Genomic DNA, 24,851 nt, shown 5'->3' with positions numbered 1-24,851 from the left:
ATACTTATGTTAGTAGTCACCGTCATGGTGAACAGCAAAACGATTAGAAAACAACCTGAGCTTCGGATAATTAATTAATGTCGTTCTAGCTGCCGGTTTTAGCGCTAACTGCGTTGAATTGACTCCCAATAGCCAGCTATTGGTGCGTAAATTCGCCTTGTTGTCCCTAAAACTGTCTGGCTAGATAAGAGCGTAGTTTAATGTGGTCTCAAAAACAATGAGTTGACGCATTCGAGTTGACGCATTCCTTATCCAAACCTCCGGTTAAATACGTAACTCGGTATAAAAGTGAAGCAAGGAGAAAAAGTATGTGGCTTAGCGTAGCTAGATATGCCGCACTGATGCTCGCTACTATATATTGTGTGTTTACAGCTGCATCTGTAACGCTTAACCAGTACACGCTAAAAGCAATAGATGGAAACCCTGAAATATCAGCGGGTTACGGCGCTTTCTCAGACGCTACGTTCACAGCATCAAAGGGTACTGTGTCAATACCCAAGGGGGTTGACGTTTGGCTTCGTGTTCAAGTTCCCGAGTCGATGCTAAACAGCAAAGTAGTGGTGTCTATTGAGCGACCTTCGCTTGGTGGTGTAGAGTTTTACTTGATGGCGACAGATGATAGTTTATATCCTGTGAGTGAGCTTAATAATTCGCCCTCGCTACCCAATCTTTCCCCTCATTTTATCTTTGAGCCGAACACGTCAAGCCGTGTTGTATTCGCCAAAATAAGTTCACCTTATGTTTCTACCTCAGAGGTCGAGATTATACCTTACAGCAACTACGTGAAAACGACCAATGTACGGCTGTTTTTCATGGGAGTGTTTTTTGGAGTAATGTGCCTGATCAGTATTTTTATGTTGAGTACAGGAATAATTTCAAAGCGCACCAGTTTGCTCGCCGTCGGTGGGTACCTGTTATCTTTGGCACTATTATATGTTGCTCATAAAGGACTCACTGACGTTGTGATAAGCTATCAAAATAGTGCTAATTTTATGCACTTTAGTGATAGTTTCATGTGCTTCTCACTTGGATTTTGTCTCCTGTTCTTTCATTATTTTCTGACGCAAAATCGGCTAGCAAGAAAGTTCAAATCAGGAATCAAGTTGATAGCTGGAGTATATGTTTTGATTGGGATTGCTGCTGCCGTTGCCAACGTTGATTTACCGTTTGCGATGCAGTCAACAATGGTTATTGTGGCGATCGTTTTGAGCGCCATTATTTTAGCTAGTCAAGATAAAAGCAGTGCAAAAGAAGTGTATTTCTGTGTGGCGATTTGGTCTCCTATAGTGGCTGTATTAATAGGGTTTGCGGCAAGCCAGACTATCAACAATACCACAGAGCATGTGTCGATAGTGAATGACATTCTAATTGCTTTACACTTGATATTGCTGCTTTTGTTTGTAATTTGGCATGATGCTGAAAAAAGACGCATTTATATCCATTATGCACAGTTTGATAAAGAAACAGCACTTCCTAATAAGTTCGCTCTTTTCGGTGCTCTTGCAAAACTTGAAGAGCAGAATAAGCCCCATACGTTATTGCTTTTTAAACCGTTAATATTACCATCTATTCGACTGAATTTTGGTCTGACGTTTGCGAATCAACATATTAGTAAACTCTTTAAAGAAGTGCATGAGCAAATTAATACGTATGGTAGTGCAGCTGTTGCAAATAAAGGAGATACACATATTTACCGACTGGAAGACCAAGTCTTCGCGATAGTGCTTGATGGTAAAATTGAAGTCAGTCAAGTTGAACAGTATGTTTGTATTTTATCATCCGTTTTTGAGGAAGGGGTGTGGTATAAAGATACCAAAATTGTCGATAGCTTGGATGTGGGTGTAGCAAATTATCCAATGCACGCCAAAACAACTGAAAAGCTGGTACAACGCGCCTTGCAGGCGCTAAATACCAAAACGCACAATGGCCAACGATGGCACTTGTTTGACGTTGAAAGTTCAATGTCTAGTGAGCGTCAATTAAAATTGACCTCTTTTTTAAAAAGTGCAATAGAACAAGAACAGTTTAGCTTATTTTTCCAGCCTCAAGTTGACCTTAAAACAGGAAGAGTGTTTGGCTCTGAAGTGTTAATTAGGTGGTTGCAACCTGATCTTGGCTATATACCACCCGATGAGTTTATACCGATTGCTGAGTCATCCGGCCAAATCTACGAGATCACCGAATGGGTGGTGGAGCAGGCGTTAAAATACCAAGCTCAGATCACGAAGCAAATTCCTGAGCATGTAATTTCTATAAATGTCTCGGGACGAGATCTTAGCCGCCGAGAATTATCAGTGCAGCTCATCACGCTTATCAATGAGTTATCACTGGCACCGTCTCAAATAATGATTGAAATTACAGAGTCTGTGACGATTGGTAATGAAACTGAGCTTAAAGGTATGCTTGATGATTATCGTTCGATAGGAGTCAAAGTTGCGATAGATGATTTTGGCACAGGATACTCATCGCTTGCTTACTTGAGTAAATTGGGTTTTGATGAATTAAAAATCGATAAAAGCTTTGTAATGGATATAGAAACCTCAAAAAGCAATCAAACTATCTGTAAAGCAACGTGTGATATGGCACATAGTTTGGGGTCAAAAGTGGTGGCTGAAGGTGTCGAAGATATCAATAGCTATATTCGCTTGCAGGCTTATGGCTGTGACTACGCTCAAGGTTATTTTATTTCTCGGCCGTTACCGTTTAATGAGTTTTTAAGTTGGCTGGAAAAAGTTAACTCTGCTTCTGATATAAAATCGTTCCTAATTCGCTAAAGTAGCGATGAATTATCTTTGCACAGTGCGTTCTGTGTCTTTGGAGTGGGTAGATCCCCAATTTCTCTTGCTCAGAGCCTTTTATGCCTCCTGCGAGAAATGAGTTTTCAATGTCGTCATGATAGGCAATCACCGCTTCAAACATTCGTGCAGTGAGTTCTTCTGGCAGCGCGTAGTAGACTTGTTTATTTGCTTTATCAGCAAGCTTAGCGATATGAAAATACTCATTTGGCTGCGCTTTGTTCTCAGTCAGTAGCACGGCAGCATAAAAATCAGATAAGATATTATTGAGAGGGTGAGCGATTGTATTTGTGGATAAAAGCCATGCTGAAGATGCAAAAGCCTGTGTTGGCTGTTTGATCAAATGTTGACAAATATAGTGGTCAAAAGCGTGCCACCACTCATGGGCAAGTGCACCACCACCGGCGTTTTTTGCGAGTGCAAGTGTTCTGGCTGTTGGGGCGTAATGTGCTTGTACTCCTGGTCTTCCGCCTGTTCCAAAGGCAAAGTTCAAGGTTCCTCTTAGCCCTATTACTGTAGGTGGAACCCCAAGAATTTGTGCTAGATCGGCAAGGGAATCATAAATCAAGTTTGCAGATAAGCGTGACTCCTCAGGCGTTACCCAGCTGCCAATAGTCATGGTTTTGAATCCGAAAGTCAGCTTTATTTCGCTAAAGTCGACCTGATCGCCAAAGCGATAATCTGGACCATTACGACCATATCCTTGGTGCAATCTTGAGCGTTTTGTGATCTGGTTCATCGGTAATTCAATATCTCGCTTTTACGTCGACAGGCATTAATTTCATCTGCTCTTCGACCATGCCTTTTTGTAATGTATAAAGTGCATCCACATTACAGGAGTCAATGAGGTTAAGAAAATGCGCTGTAGCCTCCAAAGTTGATAAACTGTACTTATGCTTTGATTTTCTGATGGTGTATTCGCTGGCATCAACCGTATCAAATTTGAGACTTGGCAAATGGTGTAGCCATGGATTTAATTGATAAAGTTTGGTCGCTTTTTTCCAGGTTCCATCAAGGACAATAACAGCATGTAAGTTAGCGTATTCATCGCGTTGTTGAACCAGCGATTGAGCTTGGTCATTAGGGTAAAGCAGCGCGACGTGTTTTTGTTCGCAATATGCTTTTAGATTATCGAAGTCTCGTTCATTTTCTCCAACCACTATTTGTATGTTACGTAATTGCAAAGCGAGTAACTTTGCGGTGTTTTTTGCTACTTTTGCCTCGCTCGGATGCTGCATAACAACCACTTCAATTGAGTTATCTATTAATTCACTGATGTATGAACAAACACAGGTTTGAAGGGGAAAGGCACAAACAGGACAAGTATTACGCTTCATAAAGACAAAAAGTTTTAAAAAAGATGGCATATTTTACCATATCTATTGCGTATTTACTTTGCACAAGAAACTAGATTTGGCTAGCATAAGTAATAGCATATAAAATTTAAGGAAAATTATGAGCATCGTAATAGATGAAAGCGCCTTAGAAAACATGCAAATGTTGCTAGGGGAGCAGTTTGAAGACACCGTTCATTTTTGTTGTTCGGAATTTGAGCGTTTGGCATCGGAATTAATGTTAAGTTTGAATCACGACCAAGAGGCTGCTATTCGTCATGCTCATAGCTTAAAATCTAACGCAGCTCAATTTGGGGCGTCTAGCTTGAGCGACCTAGCAAAAACCTTAGAACATGCACTAATACAAAACGATCAGGGCGTTGTTGACAATGCGATCCAAGAGTTATCTTCCCAAGTTGTAGGTTCAAAATCTAAGCTAGAGCAATGGTTGAGTGTCAAAACATAGCTAGACTGAATATAGGTCGGTGATACGACCTCTTTTTCCTTTTTGGGTCAGAATGTTCATCCCGCGTCGTTCTAAACAACGTGTTTAGTTATATTTTTCGCTTAAAAATCGACAGAGCACTAATGCCACGTATGGTATCATTCAACGCCAAGTCAGATTATTACCATTACATCCTAAATATTGCTTGCTGAGGTTGAAACAACATAGTGCTCAGCTTTGGTCATTGTCGTCAGTCAGTACTTGTCTAATACTCCGTATCTTGTAGTAATTTTTACCGCACAAAAAGTGATTGCCAGCGTAGCATTAATACAGCATTGTGATATATGCTTGAGCAAATTGAGGGGGGAATAAATGCTACAAATAACAAAAAGTAATAAATTAAACGGGGTAAGTTACGACATTCGTGGCCCAGTTTTAGAGCAGGCAAAAAAGATGGAAGATGAGGGCATGAAAGTGCTCAAGCTAAATATTGGTAACCCTGCTGCGTTTGGCTTTGATATGCCAGAGGATATGCACCGAGACATTATAAAGAACCTTTACTCGGCACAAGGATACTGCGACTCGAAGGGGTTATATTCTGCCAGAGTGGCTGTCTATCAGTACTATCAACAAAAAAGCTTCCCGAATATAAGCGTCGATAATATTTTTATTGGTAACGGTGTTAGTGAGCTAATTCAAATGACGGCACAAGCGTTACTTAATGATGCAGATGAAGTGTTAATTCCTGCACCAGACTATCCACTTTGGACAGCTGCAGTGAAGTTATCAGGAGGTGAACCGGTTCACTACCTTTGTGATGAGCAACAAGATTGGTTTCCGGATATTGAAGATATAAAAAGTAAAATCACAAGTAAAACAAAAGCACTTGTCCTTATTAATCCAAACAATCCCACAGGTGCAGTTTACGATAAGGCGCTTCTTGAATCTCTCATTAATATCGCCAGAGAGCACAAGCTTTTACTGCTAAGTGATGAAATATACGAAAAAATTCTTTATGACAATGCCGAGCACTTTTCGATAGCTAGTTTATGTGACGATATTCCAGTGATCACGTTTAATGGTCTTGCCAAAACATATAGAGCTGCGGGGATCCGCATGGGGTGGATGGTATTAAGTGGGAAACTTTCGGTTATGCAAGATCTCACCACCGGACTTGAAATGTTGGCCTCCATGCGGCTTTGTGCAAATGTGCCTGCGCAGTTTGCAATTCAGCAGGCGCTAGGTGGGATCCAGTCTATCGATCAGCTTGTAGAACCCGGGGGGCGATTGTATGAACAGCGTGATATTGCGTTCAATGGCCTGAATGACATTGAAGGGATAAGCTGCGTGAAGCCCAAAGGCGCACTGTATGCTTTTCCTAAGGTAGACATGCAGCGCTTTAATATTAAAAATGATGAACGTATGGTGCTGGATTTACTAAAAGAAGAAAAAATCTTGCTGGTTCATGGGCGAGCTTTTAATTGGCCAACAGCGGATCATTTTAGACTGGTGTTCTTACCACATAAAGACGATTTAGTGCCTTCAATGGAGCGAATAAAGCGCTTCTTTGCTCACTATCGTCAGTAAAAGCATAGAAGTGAGTTAATACCACCTTATTTTAAAGGAGTAAATCTGGCATGAGGTGTGTTAATAATTTCTTATTTAGAACAACTAAAAAGCAATTTTTTTGCCTCAAAATAGATTATTTACTTAACCTGAGACTCGGGTAATTAGCTAACTAACTCATACTTTGCAGAACGCATTTTACAAACGATAAAAAGCTCGGAAAAGTTTCCGAGCTTTTTGGTGGGCTAGTAATGTAAATATATTTTTAGAACTAAAATTCGAAGAGGGGTAGTTCACCCCAATCCAAACGAAATGCTCAGAGTTTAATTGGTGTTAGATTTCAACTCAGTTGCTACCTTTGATTGCTCATGCCCGTCTTTTTTGAGCCACTTGCGACCAAGGCGTTTAACATCCTCCAGCGCAACATACTGACATGGAATAAGCACCAATGTGATCACTGTGGCGAAGAGTACACCAAAGGCCAGCGAAACAGCCATCGGGATCACTATCTTAGCCTGTAAACTAGTCTCCATAATGATAGGTACCAAACCGATAAACGTGGTAAGCGACGTTAAGAGAATCGCTCTAAAGCGTTTGCAGCCGGCTTCAACCGCTGCATCTTTCAAGCTAGTTCCTGCATCGCGTGCTTTATTGACGAAATCGACCATAACGAGGGAATCATTCACCACGACACCAGCAACTGCGATGATCCCAAAGAAAGATAGGCTACTCATGGTCATCCCTAAAACCATATGACCAAATACTGCACCAACTACTCCAAATGGGATAACCGACATGATAATAAGTGGTTGTGAGTAAGAGCGCAGTGGTATTGCGAGTAAGGCAAAGATGATCATCAACGAGAGCGCAAAATCGCGAATTTGCTCGGCAACACTATCCATCTCTTCTTGAACTCGCCCAGCAACAGCACTTTGTACACTTGGGTAATTTTTGAGTAAGCTCGGTAAGTATTCATCACGAATTTGTTTAGCAATTTCAAATGGCTGAGCTACTTCTGTATCTACTGAAGCCCATACGTTGATAGTGCGTTTGGCATTCTCGCGACGGATACGATTAACACCATCGACGAGTTTTACATCAGCGACTTCCACTAGCGGAACTTCAGCGCCTTGTGGTGTTAAGATGCGAACATCTTGGATGTCACTAATTGTATCACGATGTTCTTTTGGATAACGGATCATCACTTTAATCTCTTCACCATCGCGTAAGATACGTTGAGCTTCAAGACCATAGTAACTGAAGTTAACCTGAGAGGCGACGTCCGCCAAAGTGAGCCCAAGACTGTAGGCCAGTGGCTTAAGCTCTAACTGCACTTCATCGGTTGCAGATTGCATCGAGTCGTTAATGTCACCAACCCCTTCGATGGTGGCTAATTTATCTTTTAATTTAGCTGCGACTTCTTGTAGTGCAGCCTTTTCTCTACCTTCTAACCTAAAGCTAATATCGCCGTCATCACGTCCACCATTCATAATACTATCTTGAATGTTTAACGACTTCACTCCAGGCAGCGTGGGCATTGCATCACGCCACTTAGCACTCAATGCAAAAGTGTCGATTGGACGAGCGTCTGGTTCAACTAAGATAACCATGATGTTAGCACTGGTACGGCCATTCATGTTGACCATATAATCACGGATCATCTTTTTTCCATATTCAGCTTCGATTTCTTTATCAACACTAAGCACCATCTGTTCTATCTTTTGGATCGAGTTCAACGTTGCTGTTTCTGATGACGATAAGTTCATATCAATAGAAATTCTTGGAAAGTCGTGTGGAATTTTAGGGTTAGCAACAAACTTAACTAAGCCACCAGCAAACATTCCTGCACTGACAATAAGTACAGCCAAAAATCCAACAATGACGGTATAACGGTAATGGATACAGCGGTTAATAAAAGGTCGATAGCTGTTTTCGATAAGACTTTGTAAGCCACGATCCATCTTTTCTCTTAACCGATGAAACGGGTTTTTTGGGTTGCTAGGTTTGTCCTTCATTGCTGCTAAGTGGGCAGGTAAAACTAGCTTAGATTCAACCAAAGAAAACAACAAACAAAGAATAATAACGCCACCAATGGCTTTAGAAAATGCAGCTGTTGGTCCTGTTGCTAGGGTTTGTGGCAAAAATGCAGCAACTGTTGTCAGTACTCCAAACGTTGCAGGAATTGCGACTCGCTTCACTCCTCGAACAACATTATCTAAGCTATGGCCATGCTTTTCGATTTCTGCGTGAGCGGATTCACCAACAACAATGGCGTCATCGACTACTATTCCTAACACGAGGATAAATGCAAACAGTGAGGCTAAGTTAATTGTGACGTCTAAAAAGCCAATAGGCATCATTAAAAATGCCCCCAAAAAACTCACTGGCAGCCCCATCATAACCCAAAATGCTAGACGAACACGTAAGAATAGCGCAAGCATTAACATAACCAATACGCCACCAAGCGCCATATTCTCTAACATCATGTTAAGGCGGCCATTTAGGTAGTAGGTCAAATCAATAAATGGTTCTAGTTCAACACCTTGTGGTAAAGCGCCTTTTTTAGCCTCCAAATAATTTTTTATCACAGAGGCGACTTTGGTAATGTCCTGATCTTTAGAGGCACTCACCTCAAACACAAGAGAATTTTTACCATTGTATTTCGAGTACTGTAAACCTTCTTCAAAACCATCATTAATGATGGCTACATCACCTAAATAGACTTGCGCGCCATCCGGTAGAGTCAACAGGGGGAGTTTTCTAAATTCATCACCACGGTATGCTTGATTTTCGACGCGCATTGAAATGTAACCATTTTCAGAACGGATTTGTCCTGCGGACATGTTTGCTGAAAAGTTTTTAACGGCGTCAGCAACGGCTCTAAAGCTCAGCCCATATTCACGCATTTTATCGGGGCTTATCTCTATTGATATTTCGTAATCCAGCCCGCCATCAAAGCGCACTAGGTTGACACCAGGGAGTGATAGCATCTCCTCGTGAATACGATTACCCAGTTCTTTGAGATCATGAGGAGTGAGATCGCCATTTAATGATAGCCACATCACCTCTTGTGTTGCTTTGTCATGGCGAACAATAGGGCGCTCCATACCCGAAGGGAATGTTGATACAGCATCAACTTGCATTTTTACTTCATCAAGCACCTCTTTGGTGTCGTACTGTTCATCCACTTCTATCCATGTTTGAGAGTAACCTCGGTTTGAGTAAGTAATTAGTCGTTTTATTCCTTCGAGTCCTTCCATGGATTCCTCGATTTTTATGGTGATACCTTCTTCGACTTCTTGAGGTGCTGCACCAGGGTATATAGCTTGGACACTAATCCAATTACTGTCGTATTGCGGAAACATCTGCTTGCGAATTGAGAATGCGGTGAGCAGTCCTCCTACGATAATAAAAATCATCAGTAGGTTGGCAGCGACAGGGTTTCTTGCAAACCAAGCGATTAGGCCTTTTTCTGTGCTTTGCATAATCACTTACTCCTCTTTAAGTGCCAGCTGTGTGTTGGCACTTTGCATGACAGCATCATCTATGCGTAGCTGCATTCCCTCTGAAGGGTAGTCTAGGGCTGAGGTGATAAGCTGTTGACCGGCGCTAACGCCATTATCTACTACGACCATACCGTTATATTCACGGATGATGTTAAGTTTTTTATAGCTGAGTTTATCTTGGTCATCGAGCGTCGCTACGCGCCCAGATTTAACTAAGTGGTGAGGGATAAGTGTTGCATTTTCAATTAATAGACCTTGAATTTCAGCATTAATGTAAGCACCAAACCGAAGTGGTTTTAGCAAATGACTGTAGGGTTGCTCAACTTGAGCCACAAGGTATGTCATCCGGCTTTTGTTATCTATTACTCCTTCACTGCGGACAATTTGTCCTTTCCAGCTCATAGACTGACCAGCCACGTCGGCGGTTAACATTACTTCAGCGCCTACGCCTTGTTGAGGTAGGTATTGTAGCTCTTTGTCTGCTACAGGGAGTCTAACTTCTGCGACAGAAGTTGCATTCAGTTTACCAAAGCCATTACCTGGGTTTACTACACTACCAAGACTGACAGTACGAGACTCAATAATTGCATCGTAAGGGGCGCGGATATAAGTACGTTCTAAGTTGCGCTTGGCACGTTTTACCGCAGCTTGTGCTGCTTTAAAGCGTGCTAGCTTCTCTGCAAGCTGTGGCTTTCTCAAATAAAGCTCTGATGGGATTTTTTCGTTCGCGTTGGCGGTTATTCGTTGCCACTCAGCTTTGGCAACTTGCACTTGAGCTTGTTCTATTTCTAGCGCAGAACTTGCCTGTGCCAGTGCAGCCTCGGCCTCAATAAGCGCAGCTTCGTAGTCATTAGGGTCGATACGCGCCAGTATATCACCTTCTTTGACAAAACCGCCTTTTACAAATTTCTCATCAAGCTCAATAACTTGGCCGCTTACTTGAGCGACTAACTCGGTACTATACTTAGGTGCGACGACACCGTATGAAGAGACGTTGAGTCGAACTGGTGCAACTTCAATTGGTTGAACCTGCACCAGTGGATGAGTGATTTCCTCTGGTTTTTCTTCTGGAGGCTGTTTCATTGCAGACATGGCAACAGCCGCTGCAATACCCACCGCGAGAACGGCAACCGGTAGAATGATTTGTTTTTTACTAGCCACGTTAAAATCCTTCCTGTTGAATGATTTTTAATAATCCAGATTAACGGCTCTGGATCATCGATAAGCTTAAGGATACGCGAATAGTTATGTCGAGGTGTTTAAATCCTACGGGAATATGTAACAAAGCTTTGCGTACCTAAATTAATCGTTACATTCTAAGGCAGCGTTGCCTCTGGCTCTAAGGAAAATCTAAGATTATCAATCAGTAAGATAAATCATAACATCTCCTTTTTGATACTTTATTTTTAAACATAAAAGGGTGAGCGAGTTACTACGACGAAACCTGAATTATCAGATTTACTATTTTATAGGTTGGCGTTTGTTGGTTACGTATAAAGAGTTGATGAGTAAGAATTGAATGTACTAAAATATACATCAATTTTAAAAACCTCAGGTGGTGCAAGTATGCCGGTTGGTACATTCATAGCTACAGATAGTTCCCCGTGTATTGATAAGGTGGGAAAAGGGTGTGGCGCATGCTGTGTGGCACCGTCCATTACAACACCTATTCCAGGGATGCCCGATGGAAAGCCTTCAGGTGTTCGATGTGTTCAGCTAGATAATAATGATTTGTGTAAGCTATTTGGAAAACCAGAAAGGCCTAAAGTCTGCTTGGACTTCGATGTCGATATAGACATTTGTTTCAACAACAAAGAGCATGCGTATACATACCTTATTGAATTAGAGAGTTTAACAGGCTAGACAGGAATTGGTTTCGTCTCCTGTAACTAAAATCGTACTAGTGTAACCAGAGAGTATACCGGCTTCTGTAGTATAGTTAGTATTTTGCTCGCTATTGTGTCGTCTGTGTTTTACGTCAGTCTTACTTGCTTTTGGTAATCGAGCGCAGGATAGTAAGAGCTACCCAAGGTAGCTCTTGATTTTATGTTTTAATTGCCTCTAGTAAAAACTTGCGCGGCGCTATTATTATCTTGATACTGAATAATATCCGTACCATTTGCCGAATTGGCTTCGAGTACATCTAAAGATAAAGCTGAATTGGCTAGTGGCTTGATACGCTCACCTGTCCAACTCCACTTCAAGTTAATATGGTCAGTACATTGATAAATAGTAACACTATCAAAGTCACCGGTGGCACCTGTGCTGTCAAGGCAGTATAGTGGGTTATGTTGATTTCTGATAAACCCTGTTGCCTCATCATATGCCCATTTTTGTCGTGCTGTGGTGTTACAATCCCATAATTGAACATTCAAGCCGTCATAGAAAGCGTCATTGCTTGGCTCAATACACTTACCGAGTGCCTTTATTTCGGTGTATTGTTTATCAATGATCGCTTTGGGGCCATTTATAATGTCAATTTTATCAAAGTTAAGCACTTTATGAGCAGTTCCACCACTTAACCTGATGGTGTTTGCTACTGTAGTATGATTAACATTGGCATCTCCTTTTGCGATGGTGAGATAAGCTGTGGCATTATATTCACCACCTGAACCGTTATCATTCCAATAAAAATGTGCTTGTCCGTCGACTAATAAATCATCGCGAACACATTTGATTGGCAGATTTGGACGACTTCTGTCGTGAGAGCGAACAGCCACATCGCCTAGGCAGGTATATCCGCTAGGAGCAACTGGGTGCCAAAAGGTGGTATCGTATTTACCACCAGTTTTCCAATCATTCCACTTCCAATCATAACGAATTGGATCTGCCAATTTTCCTGAACCATCATCATAAACCACAATTGACTGACCTGGGTGGCGTGCATATCCAGAGGCGTGAGGGCCATCTGCGGCAAAGGCTGGGGTATCGCCAAGCATATACCAATTTGCACCAGGAAGCTTAGGGCGGTAGATGGCTAAGTTTAATCCGGCATCCGTATCTTCATCTGAATAATTGAAAGTATAATCGGTGACAATCGCCGCTTTTAAAAGTGACTCTTGCCGCGTCTCGTCGCTCAGCGCGATGCGGTCTTCTCCACTTAACCAGTGCTCGCCGTGACCTTTTGAGTAGTTAACCCAGTGATCGGTCAAAGCCGAAGCCATTTTTAACGACTCGTTTTGCTTAGACGTTTTTGGCACTGAGAAGCGGAAATCATCACCAAATTCACTTTGACATTGAGATTCACCTGTAGACCAAGGGCCGGTGGTAGTAGTGATTTTCCATTCTCCTTCTGGGTTTTCGCAAGCGAACTTAAAACTCAAGCCGCAGCTATCATCATAAAATCTACCTTGATGGCTCACAGCACAAGAGACGTTGTCAGTGCCACCCGTACCCGCAATAGCATCAGGTTGATTTTCCGCCCAACTCCAAACTGCTGCCTTCATACGAGCATCATTTTGCGCCGATAACCAATCAAAGCCGAACCACGTGCCACCACATTTTGATCTACCGCTCACTTCGTTTGGGCGTATATGAGTATCGGGTGTTGGATTATCTTCGTCTCGCTGTTCAAAAAACAAGGAAAACTTACCCTCGCCAGCATGTTTAGAACAGTTACTCCAAGGACCTTCATTACCTTCTTCTATGCCATTGTATTGAAACATCCATTCTTTTGAGATATCACTCTTGTCCGCTGACCATCCGAAAAATAATATTTGCTTACCTAAATCTAATAGATGTTTTGGTGTGAGGTCTGAAGGGATTGAGCTATAGCGACCCTCTGGACGGTACACAATATCGCCAATTTGCATCTGTATACCTTCACGGAAATATACCCAATCTTCAGTTTCTAGATTGCCATTTTCTATCTTAATAAGTAGCACTTGGTCTGGATTAGCTTTCGCCCATGTTGCGATTTCTCGTAGTGCGGTATCAAAGTAGATATACTCGCTAAGAGTACCGGCTGCTGTACTACAGCGACCTGAACTATGGCATAGATATAATGCACCGTACTCAACGTCGCGGGTGCGATAAATGTCGAGTTCTAAAATTCTTGCTCCAGCATTAAGCTGTGCTGTAATACTGATATCTTGGTTTTCATAAAGTTTTAAATTATAAGCATTTGAACTGTACGAATTATGAGTACCAGCATAAATACCATCAACTAACGGTACTTGCTTCTGTAACCGTGATTGATGGCTTAGCGCATCACTTGCCCAATCTGCCATAACTGGCGTTGCATTAGATAATGCAAGTGCAATAGCTGATGTCAAAATTGGTTTTTTCATATTTACTACTCCTTTCGTTAAATAACAAAAAATAAACCTTTTATTAGCATTTTCAGTTTTAATGTTGCCAAATTTTGCCGTGCTCGTCTGTCAAGTTATGTCGTTTGCTGTCGTTAATTGTAAGCATTAACCTACTGATATTTTTAATTGTTTGCTTTTGTCTTTTGCTCTGTTTTTCGCGTTGCCTTGATGATAAAAAAAGATGCCTGCTTGTTAATTTTTTGAGTTTTCAGTGGGGCATGTGATTTTAGAATTTCAATTTAAAGGGGATAACCTTGAGAAAAATAGTTCCACTTTATTTACTCGTTATGTCTGGACATAGCTGGGCTAATGACGATCAAGTTTGTTTGTACCGTGATCCTGGTTTTAATAACTTAATGGGGTGTTATGGTGTAGGCGCTTACAATGATATGAATGAGAAAAACAAAGTGTCATCCATAAAAGTAGGTAAAGATGTTGCCATGTCTGGTTTTGAGCGTTCCCATCAGCAGGATGATTACTTTACTAGTTTTGTTAGTATTAAAGAGCTTGGGGAGTATGACGATGATATGGATTCTTTTGTTGTATTTAATAAGCCAAGCCAACATTTTGCATGTCTTTGGCAGCATCCAAATCAACGCGGTACCGCATTTTGTGCCGCGGAGGGTCAGTCAGTATCAAATCTTAATCGCTTTAAGAATGAAACTTCATCGGTGAGTATTCATGGCGATGTAAAAATTATCGGTTATGAACGAGCTAATTTTTCTAGTTCGACAATGACTATGATGTTACCTGTAGCCGAGATGAGTTCCTTTAACGATGATATAGATTCATTTAAAGTAATAAAGCGCAGTAGCAATAACTTCGCCTGTATTTGGCAGCATCCAAATTATCGTGGCTCTGCACAATGCGCAGAGGCAGGGGAGAGCGTTAGTAACCTGACTAACATGATTAATTCTAATTCGTCTTTGCGGCTTTCTGGAGAGGTGACGTTTACGGGGTACTCTCACTCAAACTTTAGTGGCGAAAGTTTTACCAGTTACGAAGATATCGCCGAATTTGGTGAGTTTGATGATGATGTTGACTCTTTTAAAGTAGCACACCGCCCGAGTAATAATTATATTTGTCTGTGGGAACATCCAGAATATCGCGGTACTGCATTTTGTGCCGCTGAAGGTGAGCAAGTGTCCAATATGCATCGCTTTAAAAATGGCACTTCTGCTATTTCGATGCATGGCTCTGGGATTGGCTTAAAGGGCTTTAGTTATGATGACTTTAGAGGCGTGACTTTTGAGACTGATTATCCTATCAGTAAAATGTCTCACTTTAATGATGAAATTGATTCGTTCCAAATTGTTTCTGGGGTTTTTGGTATTGATAAAAAACGCTGGATGAGTGAAATATATCAGCATATTAAAGACAAAAAACTCTCACAAATTGTGATCCCCGGAACTCATGATAGTGGTTCTTATGATATTGAACAAGGCAACCCTTTGGTGAAAAAAGAGGATATTTTCACCAAGGCTTACGAGCTTGGTTTTGAAGAAATAGTGTTTAACTGGGATAAGACTCAGACTGATGACTTTAAAGCGCAACTAGAAGCCGGTTTTAGGTATTTGGACTTACGCGTTGCCGGCTTGCCTCAAGCTGATGGCAAGCTAAAATATGTGTGGTTTCACAGTGCAGCTGGAAGCAATGATTTAACTACATCGCTGCAACAGATTGCTGACTTTGCCAGTAATAACCCCGATGAAATTGTATTGTTAGAAATGAGTCGTTTTCATAAACCAGGTACTGGCGGTAATAAAGTTGATGGTATGACTGAAGTTGAAAAACAAGCGTTTTTTGACAAGGTTGTGTCAGTGATGGGTGACAGAATGGTGACCAAAAGTTCACTTGCCAACAACTTTAACCCTACGGTTTCGCAGTTACTGTCGACCGGTAAGAATATCATGGTGATGATTTCTGGTAATACGAGTAACAACCCTCATGATGACAAGTTCTGGACAAATGGCTTTCGATATAAATTTAAAGGTGAAACAAACCCTGAAGGCCTATTTAACGAGAGACTTGGTAAGTTACAAGAATATTTACAAGATCCACAAGATACCATGAGCTATATGTCCGCTGCTGTCACACCTGATACGGCAAATATTATTGGTGGCCTACTGCGAGATCCGGGTTCTGTCGGCATGATCACCGGTATGTGTAGTGCAGGGGCATTTGCAACGGGACCATTAGCGCCATTAGCAGCTGCCGTATGTGGATTAGCAGCGCCAGCGATGCCCACTTTTGCGGCCTCAATGAGTTTTGAGGGTACGGCGAGCAACTTGATTGAGATGGCAAAGAAAGCCAACCGCGAAGGGATGGATTCCCGTAACAATGATTTATATACTTCTTTGCCTTCGGTTCATCATCAAGGTATCAATGACATGCTGCGTTGGTATGTTACCCGAGGCTATCCACTAAACGTGTTTGGTGTTGACGATTTTACCTCAAGTACAGGTGTTGAAACTGCAATTAAAGCCAACATGGGTGGCTTAAAACGCCGAGTTGGTGTGTTCTTCCAAGGTGACGGAAAAGACGGCTACTTATCATATACAGATGCTTACACCACTACTGGAGGGATTGACGGTAAGTTCTGTACAAGCCATCAATTGCGTTACAGTGTCCGTTCTGGCGGTATTATTTTGGTTAATGATACCCGTATAGGTGATGGTAAATATGTTGAGTTTGAGCGCGGTCAATTCCCACCAGATGCAGAGGTGCGTATTCAAGCTTCAAGTCCAGGTGCCGGTTGGCATAACGTGAGTAAACGAGATGGGACGGTCTGGCGTAATATTGAATCCATGATTGATAATCGCCAAGACGTGTATGTACGTGGTGCCGACCAAGGGTTCGGTTACGGAAAAGCGTGGGCCAGTGATGATTATCGTGCCCATGTAAATTGCTTTGGTAATATTGTTGGCAGTCCCAGTGACAGTGAAGACAACCTAGGATATGCCGGCTGGTAACATAGCCATATGCAACTAAAGCTTAAACACTTTGGCTTCAAAGGGGTGATAGACCCAGACTCATAACTGGGTCTATCCTTTTACTGTTGGGGTCGCTTACACGATACTTTCATTGTTGTCGTTAGTTGATGAGTGTTTGACACCGCGAATGGCTTTAAGGAGACTAACGTTACCTCGCTTACACTGCTGCTGTTAACTCTGCCATTCTTTTGGACTGAGGGTGTTGTGCACCGACACTCTACTCCTTGGGTGTTTTACATCATAATAACTCATTGCTTGTAAAGAGTATGCGTCATGGATCCAGCGTATGTCACGAACTGTGTGAACTTTTTGGGGGAGTTACACTTTGAGTGCTCAATAGCTGGAATTACTTTGAACTCTGAATCATAAATATAAAATATTACCACTTTTAACATGGCTGGGAATTTAACTTTCCATTAAGAACCAACTGGTTGAATTATTTAATTGAGCTTTTTGCTCTAAATTCAAACTATTTATAACACTTTATAACAGTTGTGCTATTTACAATATGATTTAATGCAAATGTTGCATTAGATAAAATATTACAAAAAGAGGGATTAATGAAAATACATATTACTGCGTCGTGCCTTATACTACTTACTACTCTTGCAGGCTGCGGTGGCGGCAGCGATAAAAATAAAAAAGTTGAAGAGGTGGATGTGAAATCGGGAGTTGATACGACCACTGATAACACGGTGAACGTGACTGAGAGCATCCTAGGTATTACCGCCATCAATATGACGAACATTGAATTAGACCATAACTACCACTATGTGAAGTCAGTGGGCGGCTCTCATACTGAAGTTAAGCGGACTACGTATAGTATCATGCCATACGTTACATCAGGTGGTGTGTTTTTACCTAAAGTAAATGAAACAGTAAAGTTCACCTTAGGCTTTCCTGGCCAAAATAAAGTCAGCGTGACAGCAAACAACGCAAACAATAAAGAGCAACTCACGTCGGGCTTTAGCACAGCCTTTAACGAACAAATCGATGATACATCTACTCTTTTGGTCACGTATCACAACGGTGAAACCGAGCTATCTCAGTCGCTTATTCATACCAATTTTGAGCCATCCTCACAAAGCGCTATTGTGATAGATGCGTTCGATTTATCAGAAAATGCAACATTGAATTTGGAGGGTAAATGTGCTGATGGCCAAAGTGCAAACTTAGTGCCTGGTGACTCCGATATTCACCATATTGTTTCGTGCAAAAATAATTCAGAACTGGTGTCGCTAACTGCAAAGTCAGGTTCAAATAGTGTTGTGATAGATTATAAATTTATCCTTAATCACCGTTATACACTGCTATTGGCAACAGACCACGAGAACAGCATTATTAGTACACTCATTAGTAAAGACTCATTCTAAGTTTTAGATTTGAATAGGATAAGAGCTAGTTGATTGTACTTACATGTAATCAAAGATTAGCCTTTTACTATGATAGAGATTGAAGAGTAGCTAAGCGCGAGCACTGACGCTAAGTTACTCATCTTATCCCTACATTCAAGCATAAAAAGTCATACTCCTTCGTAGAAAGCTATTCAACTTAGCACTTTAAAGTGGACAACTATATGAATACCAAACAACTGACAGCGCTATCACTGCGGGTGGTGGCAATATGGATGCTGATCCAGGTATGCATGAACATGCCCGGAATCATTAGTTATTTTTTAACCAGTGGAGTAGACGAAGTAACCGGCAACGACGGCTTTGCGTATTTAGCTGTGGTTTCTTCCTCTATCTTAAGTGGCCTTATCTGTGCTTATTTTATTTTTAAGATTTCAGGCAAGATAGCACAGCATATTGATGATGTAGACGCAAAACCGTTTAATAAAAATGCAGAAGCATTTTTGATCCAGCTTGTCGGGCTGTATTTCTTAGTTGATTGTGTTAGTACATTACCAAGTGAAATATACTTTGCGTTTTTTAGTGCAATTTCGAGTACTGCAGCTGACAGCTTTTGGATATCAGGAAGTGTACTTCAGTCAATGATTAGCTTTGCTATGATATTTAAACCCAATCTTTTCATTACCGTTTTTAGGTCGTCTGCTACTAAATGAGTGATGTTTGGGGAGCGGTTATTAGTCTTGAGCATGATGTGAGATTTATTTTTAAGGGGCTAGCTGAATGTTGCAATGCTTTGTATTTGCTCATAGCTAATATTTCACTCATTTCTAAACGTGCTATCAACAATTCAATTATGCGGCAACCTGGTAAAGGCTCACGCTGCCCATCACAGACCCTCAAGAAAATTAGAACACGGGAAACATTATGAATACTTCTATCTTGATTGTTGAAGATGACTTTGAAATGGCTGAATTGACCGCCATGTTATTAGAGTCAGAAGGATATCAGTGTAAAATTTGCACTGATGGTGAGGAGGCTATTGCACAAGCTAGAGTGCATACTCCTAATGTGATTTTATTAGACTTGATGTTACCGGGTAAATCAGGTCTTGAGATATGTAAAGAGTTGCGGTGCTTTTATCAAGGCGCAGTGATAGTGCTAACGGGCCAGGATAATGATATTTCTGAGGTTGCGCTACTCAAAGCCGGTGCAGACGACTACATACTAAAACCATTAAAGCCTCTTGTTTTAATTGCACGTATCAGTTCTATTTTAAGGCGGCTAAACGAGGTGAACAAAGAGGTTGGTCGGTGCCTTTCAGTAAGCGGGTTGAATATTTTCCCGGATCAAAGAATAGTGACTTTAAGCTCAGGGCAAGTACTCGATTTAACTTCCGCAGAGTTTGATGTATTACACCTCCTTGCAGAAAATGCTGGTAGCACAGTATCTCGTGATCAATGTTCTATGTTGGCAAGAGGTATTGAATGTGATGCTCAAGACCGCTCAATAGACATGCGGGTATCAAGTCTCAGAAAAAAACTCTCCACAGCGCTAATCGGCGATTCGATCATTGTTACAGTGAGAAATAAAGGCTATATGCTCGCAAAGACATAGCGTTAAGACCATAAGTTAGATATGCCTCTTTCAAGTTTATGGGGTAATAAATTTAATTGGCGTTATTGAAGGTGTATTAGGTTGAATAGGCGCATACATATATTCTGGCATTTCTTTTTTTGGATCTTATTGGCTCTGATCAGCATTTTACTTATTACCATCTGCTATTTTACAAGTGTAGATGAAAAATATGCCACAAAGGCTTTTGTTATCGACATACAAAAGATATCAGTTGAGGTATTACAAGAGCATGATCCGGTCGCGTTCTCTCAAAGTAAATGGAACTATGACATTGATGGTCATGGTTTTTATGTTTGTTTTCTTGATGATGACAATCTGCAAGAGTACAAGCGTAAATTGACCTATTTAGAAACGCTAGAAGGGGTAGAGGTATATACTAGCGATGAGCTGGACGTACTTGTAGCAATTCAAACACGAGTAATTTCAAATCGTTCGCTCGTGATTAGAGAAATTAGTACGGCTCAAGAGCCTCATTTACTTACTGAGTTTCAGAAAAAGGAAGAGGAATTTCATCAACAAGAAGAAATGCTTTACGCAAGATTCCAGCTTACGGTACTGATTGCTGGGATCTCAGCACTTGCACTAATACTTATGTTGTTACTGCTATGGTTGAAACGGATACTTAAGCCAATAGAGCTTGCCAGTCATGACTGGCGTGCAGGTAAGCTTCAAACACGCATTCAAGCTCAAGTACCAGAGCCGCTTTTCTCACTTGCACAGACGATGAATAAAATGGCTGAGGATATTCAGCAGATGATGGAAGAGCAGCAGGTAATGTCCTACGCCATGTCTCATGAATTGAGAAATCCTCTCAATGGCCTTGCACTTGCGATAGAGGTGATTACTCGTAAACATGCTTTTCTAGAAGATGATACTGCTTTCTTTCAACTAAAGCGTTACGCTAATGAGCTAGAAGGTTTGTCGCTCAACATTCTTACACTAGCACGTGTGTCAAGCTCGCAGAGTAATGAGCGGCTCTCAATTTGTGATTTCTCTAATATCATTAAAGAGAGGATTAGATTTTTTATAGGAAATAACCAGCACATCCACTTTGACTGTAAAATATCAGATGAAATCAAATTAAAGGGCATACCGCTTTATTTTGAATTGATAGTGGATAATCTAATATCCAATGCAATTAGATACACTAGGACTCAGATAAAAGTAACGCTTGCTCAAGTAGACAGCCTGATTAGCTTTGTAGTCGAGGATGATGGCCCAGGGATCCCAGAAGACTCAATTGCTCATATTTTAATGCCATTTTCAAGGCTAGATTCTAGCAGAAGTAAATCAAGCGGTGGCTTTGGATTGGGTCTTGCGATAGTAAATACTGTTTCAAACCGTTTAGGTGGAACAGTTCATATAGAAAATAAACGATATGACTCAGGGCTGGTAGTCTCCGTTACTATATCTGATTTAGAGTTTGAATGTTCGGGCAAGTAAGGCAAAACTATTTAGGCTGTTTTATGCTCGTCACTTTCACAAACGTACCTATGATAATCTTTAGATCCCGTGATATAGACAGCGTCAAATTTACAAGCCCTATACTTGGATCATACCTTCCATAGTCTTTATTTTGGTAGTAATTAAATCTACCATCACAGCTCGAAGAAGCACGGTATGAAAAGGTTTTATGCTAAGCGAAACCTTATTTTTAGAAAAAACGCCCAGAGACTTACCTGCAAGCTCTGGGCTTAGGGAAAGGCTCAAGGTTGAGCCGTGCGCTAACTAAAAACACCTTCTAAGACTTTAGGGAGAAGTAGAAAGTAACGTTAAGTTTAGTTAACCTTTCAGCGTTTTTACAAATAAATGAACTATTTATTAAATTTATAAAAAACATAGTGTTACCTGTGATATTCTTAATCGATATTAAAAATATCAAAAGGGTATATTCAGGTTATACCCAAGTTATTAACAGGTCGTCTTTAATCAAATCACGCGGTAAACTATTTTTCACTTTGTTTTTTTGCCATTTACCCAGTCCAATGGCACTGCCACATAGCATTAGTACGACTTCTCCGGTCAGGGTTGTTGTTGTATCTAAACGGATGTCTTTGCCGTTGAAATAATCTCTGGCTTGAGTTTTTGTTAGTTCAAGTATGTTTTGCGTTGCAAGATGGCCAAATGCGGTGGCAAATTCGTGTTCTAGCCTTATCCCATTTTTGTGAGTCGTACCCACTAAAATACCGATACGAGCATATTTTATCCGAGCTTGAATTGCATCAAAACCATTGGGAAAGAGCCATACTTCTTTGTCTCTTGCCATTAATGTACCTTGAAGCTCGCTGATACCAAATTGCTTCTTTAAAACACTGGAAAAGGTTTGAGCGGTTTTTTTATCAACGGGGTTAAAAGGAAATACGCCTTTTTTTTGTTTCGGATCCTTTGCAGGAACACTCATGATCTTCGTAAATTTGGCAATAAAGAAACCTTCGCTATCATAAACTTGAGGCCAGACGTGCAGATACCCCTCGGGTGTCACAGCATCTTCAGCGCCTTCGAATAACGTTGCTAGACTCTCTATTGATACAGCGTCGGGGTAACTGTCTACTAGATATTGACAAACTTGTTGATTTTCTAAGGGCGTTAATGTGCATGTCGAGTAGACAAGACTACCACCTGGCTTTAATGCCTGAAACGCACTATCAATCAGTTGTTTTTGTACGGCCGCAATTTCAACATTAGACTCAATAGACCAATTTTTTAGTGCATTAGGGTCTTTTCGTACAGTCCCTTCACCTGAGCATGGTGCATCCAGTAAAATATTGTCGAAACATTCGTACATATAGTCACCGAAAATACAGCCATCAAAATGAGATAAGGCAACATTGTGTATTCCCATGCGTTTCATATTGGCCGCAAGCGCTTTTAAACGTGATGAAGATAGTTCATTGGCGACTAACACCCCATGTCCGCCCATATATGCTGCAAGTTGTGACGTTTTTGAACCTGGTGCTGAGGCCATATCGAGATTGATATCATTGTCAGTAATCGTGGTTTTGAGCGCTGTTGGCGGTAACATCGAGCTGGCTTCTTGAACATAGATACAACCACTCAAATGAATATCTGTATTACCAATCGCCAATTTCGCTTCTTCTATATCACTTCTTGTTATCCAAAAGCCTTCTTCACACCATGGGATAGGCTGAGCATGCCAGTCGTTCTCGCGACAATATTGCAAAAATTCAGTGATAGACATTTTCAATGTGTTCACTCTGATTGCTCGACGCAGCGGTGACTGACAGGTAGCAATAAAATCATCAATACTCAGGTGCGCAGGAAGATAAGTTTTTACATCATCTATGAAGTCGTTAGGAATATAAGTTGTTTTGTCCACGAGTAAACTCAGGTTGTAAGTTTTTCACTATTTTATACCAATTAGCTTGGAAAAATGCAGATTTGTTACCTATGTAGGCGTTTTTGAACAACTGGCTGACATCACTTGCAAATAGAGATAGAATGTTCGCGAAATATCGCGAGGTTTTGTATGTCTATTATTAAACATTTTTTGGCTGATCCCAAACTACTGTTGAATGCAGTGGGGGAAGGGATCTATGGTTTTGATTTATCTGGAAACGCAGTGTTTGTTAATCCCGCAGCGGAGCGGATGACGGGCTGGCAAAGTGCCGAATTGCTGGGCAAAAAGATCCATCAATACCATCATCATAGTCACGCTGATGGCAGTGAGTATCCCGCAGATGAATGTAAAATATATAAAACGATGTTTGATGGTAAAACACGCCAAGTACAGCATGAGGTGTTTTGGCGAAAGGATGGTAGTTGTTTTCCTGTGGAGTATACGTCTACGCCTATATATAAAGATAAACAAATTATAGGAGCAGTCGCGATATTTCGCGATGTTTCACAGCAGCACAATACGGAAAACGCATTACGCGAGGCATTAAATAAAGTTCAAGTACTTACCGAGCAGCTCAAAGATGAAAATGCTTACTTGTTAGAAACCTTAAATGAAAATTGGCAAGACTCTGGATTAGTCGGTAACAGCGATATATTTCAAGCTATGTTAGCGCAGCTAGAGTTAGTGAGTAAGACCGACAGTACAGTATTGATTTTGGGTGAAAATGGTACTGGTAAGGAGCTAGTTGCAAGAAACTTACACCGCCTTAGTGAGCGATCATCACAGCCGTTTGTCAAAGTGAATTGCGCTGCATTTTCTCCCACATTAATAGAATCAGAGCTGTTTGGTCATGAAAAAGGGGCATTTACTGGAGCCAATGAAAAACGAAAAGGGCGGTTTGAACTGGCAGATAAGGGCACAATCTTTTTAGATGAAATAGGTGAATTACCATTAGAAGCACAAAGTAAGTTATTGAGAGTTTTGCAAGAGCGCGAGTTTGAAAGAGTTGGTGGGAGTAAGTCTATTCGAGTTGATATCCGTATTGTTGCTGCGACTAACCGCGATCTGCGGCAGATGGTTGAAGAGGGGAGTTTTAGAATGGATCTCTATTATCGCTTAAATGTTTTTCCTATTCGAGTACCTGCACTACGTGAGCGTATTGAAGATATCCCTGTATTGGCAAACAATCTCATTATGCAACTCAATAAAAAGCTCGGTAAGCAACTAAAAGGTATTTCTAAAAAAGCACTCTATGCGTTACAAGGCTATGATTGGCCGGGAAATATTCGCGAGTTACAAAATATACTAGAGAGAGAGGCTATTTTATCTAAGGGGCGGTTGCTTGATTTATCTCAATCACTCAACCTATCTGAGCAAACAAGAGCAGAGCATGGTGTATTAACACTCGCGCAAGCCGAAGCCGAACATATTACAAGGGTACTTGATATGTGCAATTGGAAAATATCAGGCACAAATGGCGCAGCAGAGAAGCTGGGTTTACCGGAAAGTACGCTAAGGTCTAAAATGAAAAAGCTGAAAATTAGCAAAGATCCGTGA

At 41.1% G+C, this 24,851-nt stretch carries 16 protein-coding genes; 10 read left to right on the top strand and 6 right to left on the bottom strand.

Annotated features, from left to right (window positions below; translation table 11 throughout):
* Nucleotides 1-308: 308 nt before the first annotated feature.
* A complete protein-coding gene (locus J8Z24_RS09225; RefSeq protein WP_252094558.1) occupies nt 309-2,774 on the top strand; it encodes an EAL domain-containing protein in 2,466 nt (821 codons plus the stop codon).
* Here the strand turns inward: J8Z24_RS09225 and J8Z24_RS09220 are convergent.
* Together J8Z24_RS09220 and J8Z24_RS09215 are read right to left on the bottom strand one after the other, a co-directional pair.
* Complete coding sequence (locus tag J8Z24_RS09220) at nt 2,734-3,534, bottom strand: CLCA_X family protein (RefSeq protein ID WP_252094557.1); 801 nt, start codon at nt 3,532-3,534, stop codon at nt 2,734-2,736. The genes J8Z24_RS09225 and J8Z24_RS09220 overlap by 41 nt on opposite strands.
* Nucleotides 3,535-3,541: 7 nt before the next feature.
* A complete protein-coding gene (locus tag J8Z24_RS09215; RefSeq protein ID WP_247652029.1) occupies nt 3,542-4,162 on the bottom strand; it encodes a tRNA-uridine aminocarboxypropyltransferase in 621 nt (206 codons plus the stop codon).
* Nucleotides 4,163-4,250: 88 nt separating this feature from the next.
* Here J8Z24_RS09215 and J8Z24_RS09210 point away from each other — a divergent pair, with 88 nt between their 5' ends.
* Together J8Z24_RS09210 and J8Z24_RS09205 are read left to right on the top strand one after the other, a co-directional pair.
* Nucleotides 4,251-4,595 (top strand): Hpt domain-containing protein, encoded by a 345-nt coding sequence (locus tag J8Z24_RS09210; RefSeq protein WP_125252678.1) that lies wholly within the window; start codon nt 4,251-4,253, stop codon nt 4,593-4,595.
* 351 nt (nt 4,596-4,946) lie between these two features.
* The gene (locus J8Z24_RS09205) at nt 4,947-6,161 is read left to right on the top strand and encodes a pyridoxal phosphate-dependent aminotransferase (RefSeq protein WP_125252679.1); all 1,215 of its coding nucleotides are present in this window, start codon (nt 4,947-4,949) and stop codon (nt 6,159-6,161) included.
* A gap of 302 nt (nt 6,162-6,463) precedes the next feature.
* Here J8Z24_RS09205 and J8Z24_RS09200 read toward each other — a convergent pair whose 3' ends face one another.
* Both J8Z24_RS09200 and J8Z24_RS09195 read right to left on the bottom strand, forming a co-directional pair.
* Complete coding sequence (locus J8Z24_RS09200; protein WP_176032378.1) at nt 6,464-9,625, bottom strand: efflux RND transporter permease subunit; 3,162 nt, start codon at nt 9,623-9,625, stop codon at nt 6,464-6,466.
* A gap of 6 nt (nt 9,626-9,631) precedes the next feature.
* Nucleotides 9,632-10,807, bottom strand: coding sequence for an efflux RND transporter periplasmic adaptor subunit (locus tag J8Z24_RS09195; protein WP_176032379.1), 1,176 nt, complete (start codon nt 10,805-10,807; stop codon nt 9,632-9,634).
* Nucleotides 10,808-11,212: 405 nt separating this feature from the next.
* On the opposite strand from J8Z24_RS09195, the gene J8Z24_RS09190 reads away from it, so the two are divergent.
* Nucleotides 11,213-11,509 (top strand): YkgJ family cysteine cluster protein, encoded by a 297-nt coding sequence (locus tag J8Z24_RS09190; RefSeq protein ID WP_125252769.1) that lies wholly within the window; start codon nt 11,213-11,215, stop codon nt 11,507-11,509.
* Between the two features lie 188 nt (nt 11,510-11,697).
* Here J8Z24_RS09190 and J8Z24_RS09185 read toward each other — a convergent pair whose 3' ends face one another.
* Nucleotides 11,698-13,935, bottom strand: coding sequence for a ricin-type beta-trefoil lectin domain protein (locus tag J8Z24_RS09185; RefSeq protein ID WP_252094556.1), 2,238 nt, complete (start codon nt 13,933-13,935; stop codon nt 11,698-11,700).
* Between the two features lie 275 nt (nt 13,936-14,210).
* On the opposite strand from J8Z24_RS09185, the gene J8Z24_RS09180 reads away from it, so the two are divergent.
* The 5 genes from J8Z24_RS09180 (at nt 14,211) to J8Z24_RS09160 (ending at nt 21,379) form a co-directional block, all read left to right on the top strand.
* Entirely contained in the window at nt 14,211-16,928 is a 2,718-nt protein-coding gene (locus J8Z24_RS09180; RefSeq protein WP_252094555.1) for a hypothetical protein, read from the top strand.
* Nucleotides 16,929-17,509: 581 nt separating this feature from the next.
* Entirely contained in the window at nt 17,510-18,322 is an 813-nt protein-coding gene (locus J8Z24_RS09175) for a hypothetical protein (RefSeq protein ID WP_176032383.1), read from the top strand.
* A 203-nt stretch (nt 18,323-18,525) separates the two neighbouring features.
* On the top strand, nt 18,526-19,014 hold the full coding sequence (locus J8Z24_RS09170; RefSeq protein ID WP_176032384.1) for a hypothetical protein: 489 nt from the start codon (nt 18,526-18,528) through the stop codon (nt 19,012-19,014).
* Between the two features lie 211 nt (nt 19,015-19,225).
* A complete protein-coding gene (locus tag J8Z24_RS09165; RefSeq protein WP_045989012.1) occupies nt 19,226-19,915 on the top strand; it encodes a response regulator transcription factor in 690 nt (229 codons plus the stop codon).
* A gap of 129 nt (nt 19,916-20,044) precedes the next feature.
* A complete protein-coding gene (locus J8Z24_RS09160; protein WP_176032385.1) occupies nt 20,045-21,379 on the top strand; it encodes a sensor histidine kinase in 1,335 nt (444 codons plus the stop codon).
* Nucleotides 21,380-21,833: 454 nt separating this feature from the next.
* On the opposite strand, the gene rsmF is transcribed toward J8Z24_RS09160, so the two are convergent.
* Nucleotides 21,834-23,273 carry a 16S rRNA (cytosine(1407)-C(5))-methyltransferase RsmF gene (gene rsmF / locus J8Z24_RS09155; RefSeq protein WP_176032386.1) on the bottom strand — a complete coding sequence of 480 codons (1,440 nt, stop codon included), beginning with the start codon at nt 23,271-23,273 and terminating at the stop codon, nt 21,834-21,836.
* Between the two features lie 150 nt (nt 23,274-23,423).
* Between rsmF and J8Z24_RS09150 the strand changes: the two genes are divergently transcribed.
* Entirely contained in the window at nt 23,424-24,851 is a 1,428-nt protein-coding gene (locus J8Z24_RS09150) for a sigma-54 interaction domain-containing protein (RefSeq protein ID WP_147389904.1), read from the top strand.

Origin of the sequence: Pseudoalteromonas sp. SCSIO 43201, from assembly GCF_023716725.1 — a bacterium.
GTDB classification, from domain to species: domain Bacteria; phylum Pseudomonadota; class Gammaproteobacteria; order Enterobacterales; family Alteromonadaceae; genus Pseudoalteromonas; species Pseudoalteromonas peptidolytica.
The sequence above is the reverse complement of the archived record's forward strand: the minus strand, read 5'-3'. Positions and strand labels throughout refer to the sequence as shown.

What these genes read in the sequence shown, in the direction of transcription:
- J8Z24_RS09225 (WP_252094558.1), top strand. Translation starts at nt 309, where the DNA reads ATGTGGCTTAGCGTAGCTAGATATGCCGCACTGATGCTCGCTACTATA.
- J8Z24_RS09220 (WP_252094557.1), bottom strand. Translation starts at nt 3,534, where the DNA reads ATGAACCAGATCACAAAACGCTCAAGATTGCACCAAGGATATGGTCGT.
- J8Z24_RS09215 (WP_247652029.1), bottom strand. Translation starts at nt 4,162, where the DNA reads ATGCCATCTTTTTTAAAACTTTTTGTCTTTATGAAGCGTAATACTTGT.
- J8Z24_RS09210 (WP_125252678.1), top strand. Translation starts at nt 4,251, where the DNA reads ATGAGCATCGTAATAGATGAAAGCGCCTTAGAAAACATGCAAATGTTG.
- J8Z24_RS09205 (WP_125252679.1), top strand. Translation starts at nt 4,947, where the DNA reads ATGCTACAAATAACAAAAAGTAATAAATTAAACGGGGTAAGTTACGAC.
- J8Z24_RS09200 (WP_176032378.1), bottom strand. Translation starts at nt 9,625, where the DNA reads ATGCAAAGCACAGAAAAAGGCCTAATCGCTTGGTTTGCAAGAAACCCT.
- J8Z24_RS09190 (WP_125252769.1), top strand. Translation starts at nt 11,213, where the DNA reads ATGCCGGTTGGTACATTCATAGCTACAGATAGTTCCCCGTGTATTGAT.
- J8Z24_RS09185 (WP_252094556.1), bottom strand. Translation starts at nt 13,935, where the DNA reads ATGAAAAAACCAATTTTGACATCAGCTATTGCACTTGCATTATCTAAT.
- J8Z24_RS09175 (WP_176032383.1), top strand. Translation starts at nt 17,510, where the DNA reads ATGAAAATACATATTACTGCGTCGTGCCTTATACTACTTACTACTCTT.
- J8Z24_RS09170 (WP_176032384.1), top strand. Translation starts at nt 18,526, where the DNA reads ATGAATACCAAACAACTGACAGCGCTATCACTGCGGGTGGTGGCAATA.
- J8Z24_RS09165 (WP_045989012.1), top strand. Translation starts at nt 19,226, where the DNA reads ATGAATACTTCTATCTTGATTGTTGAAGATGACTTTGAAATGGCTGAA.
- J8Z24_RS09150 (WP_147389904.1), top strand. Translation starts at nt 23,424, where the DNA reads ATGTCTATTATTAAACATTTTTTGGCTGATCCCAAACTACTGTTGAAT.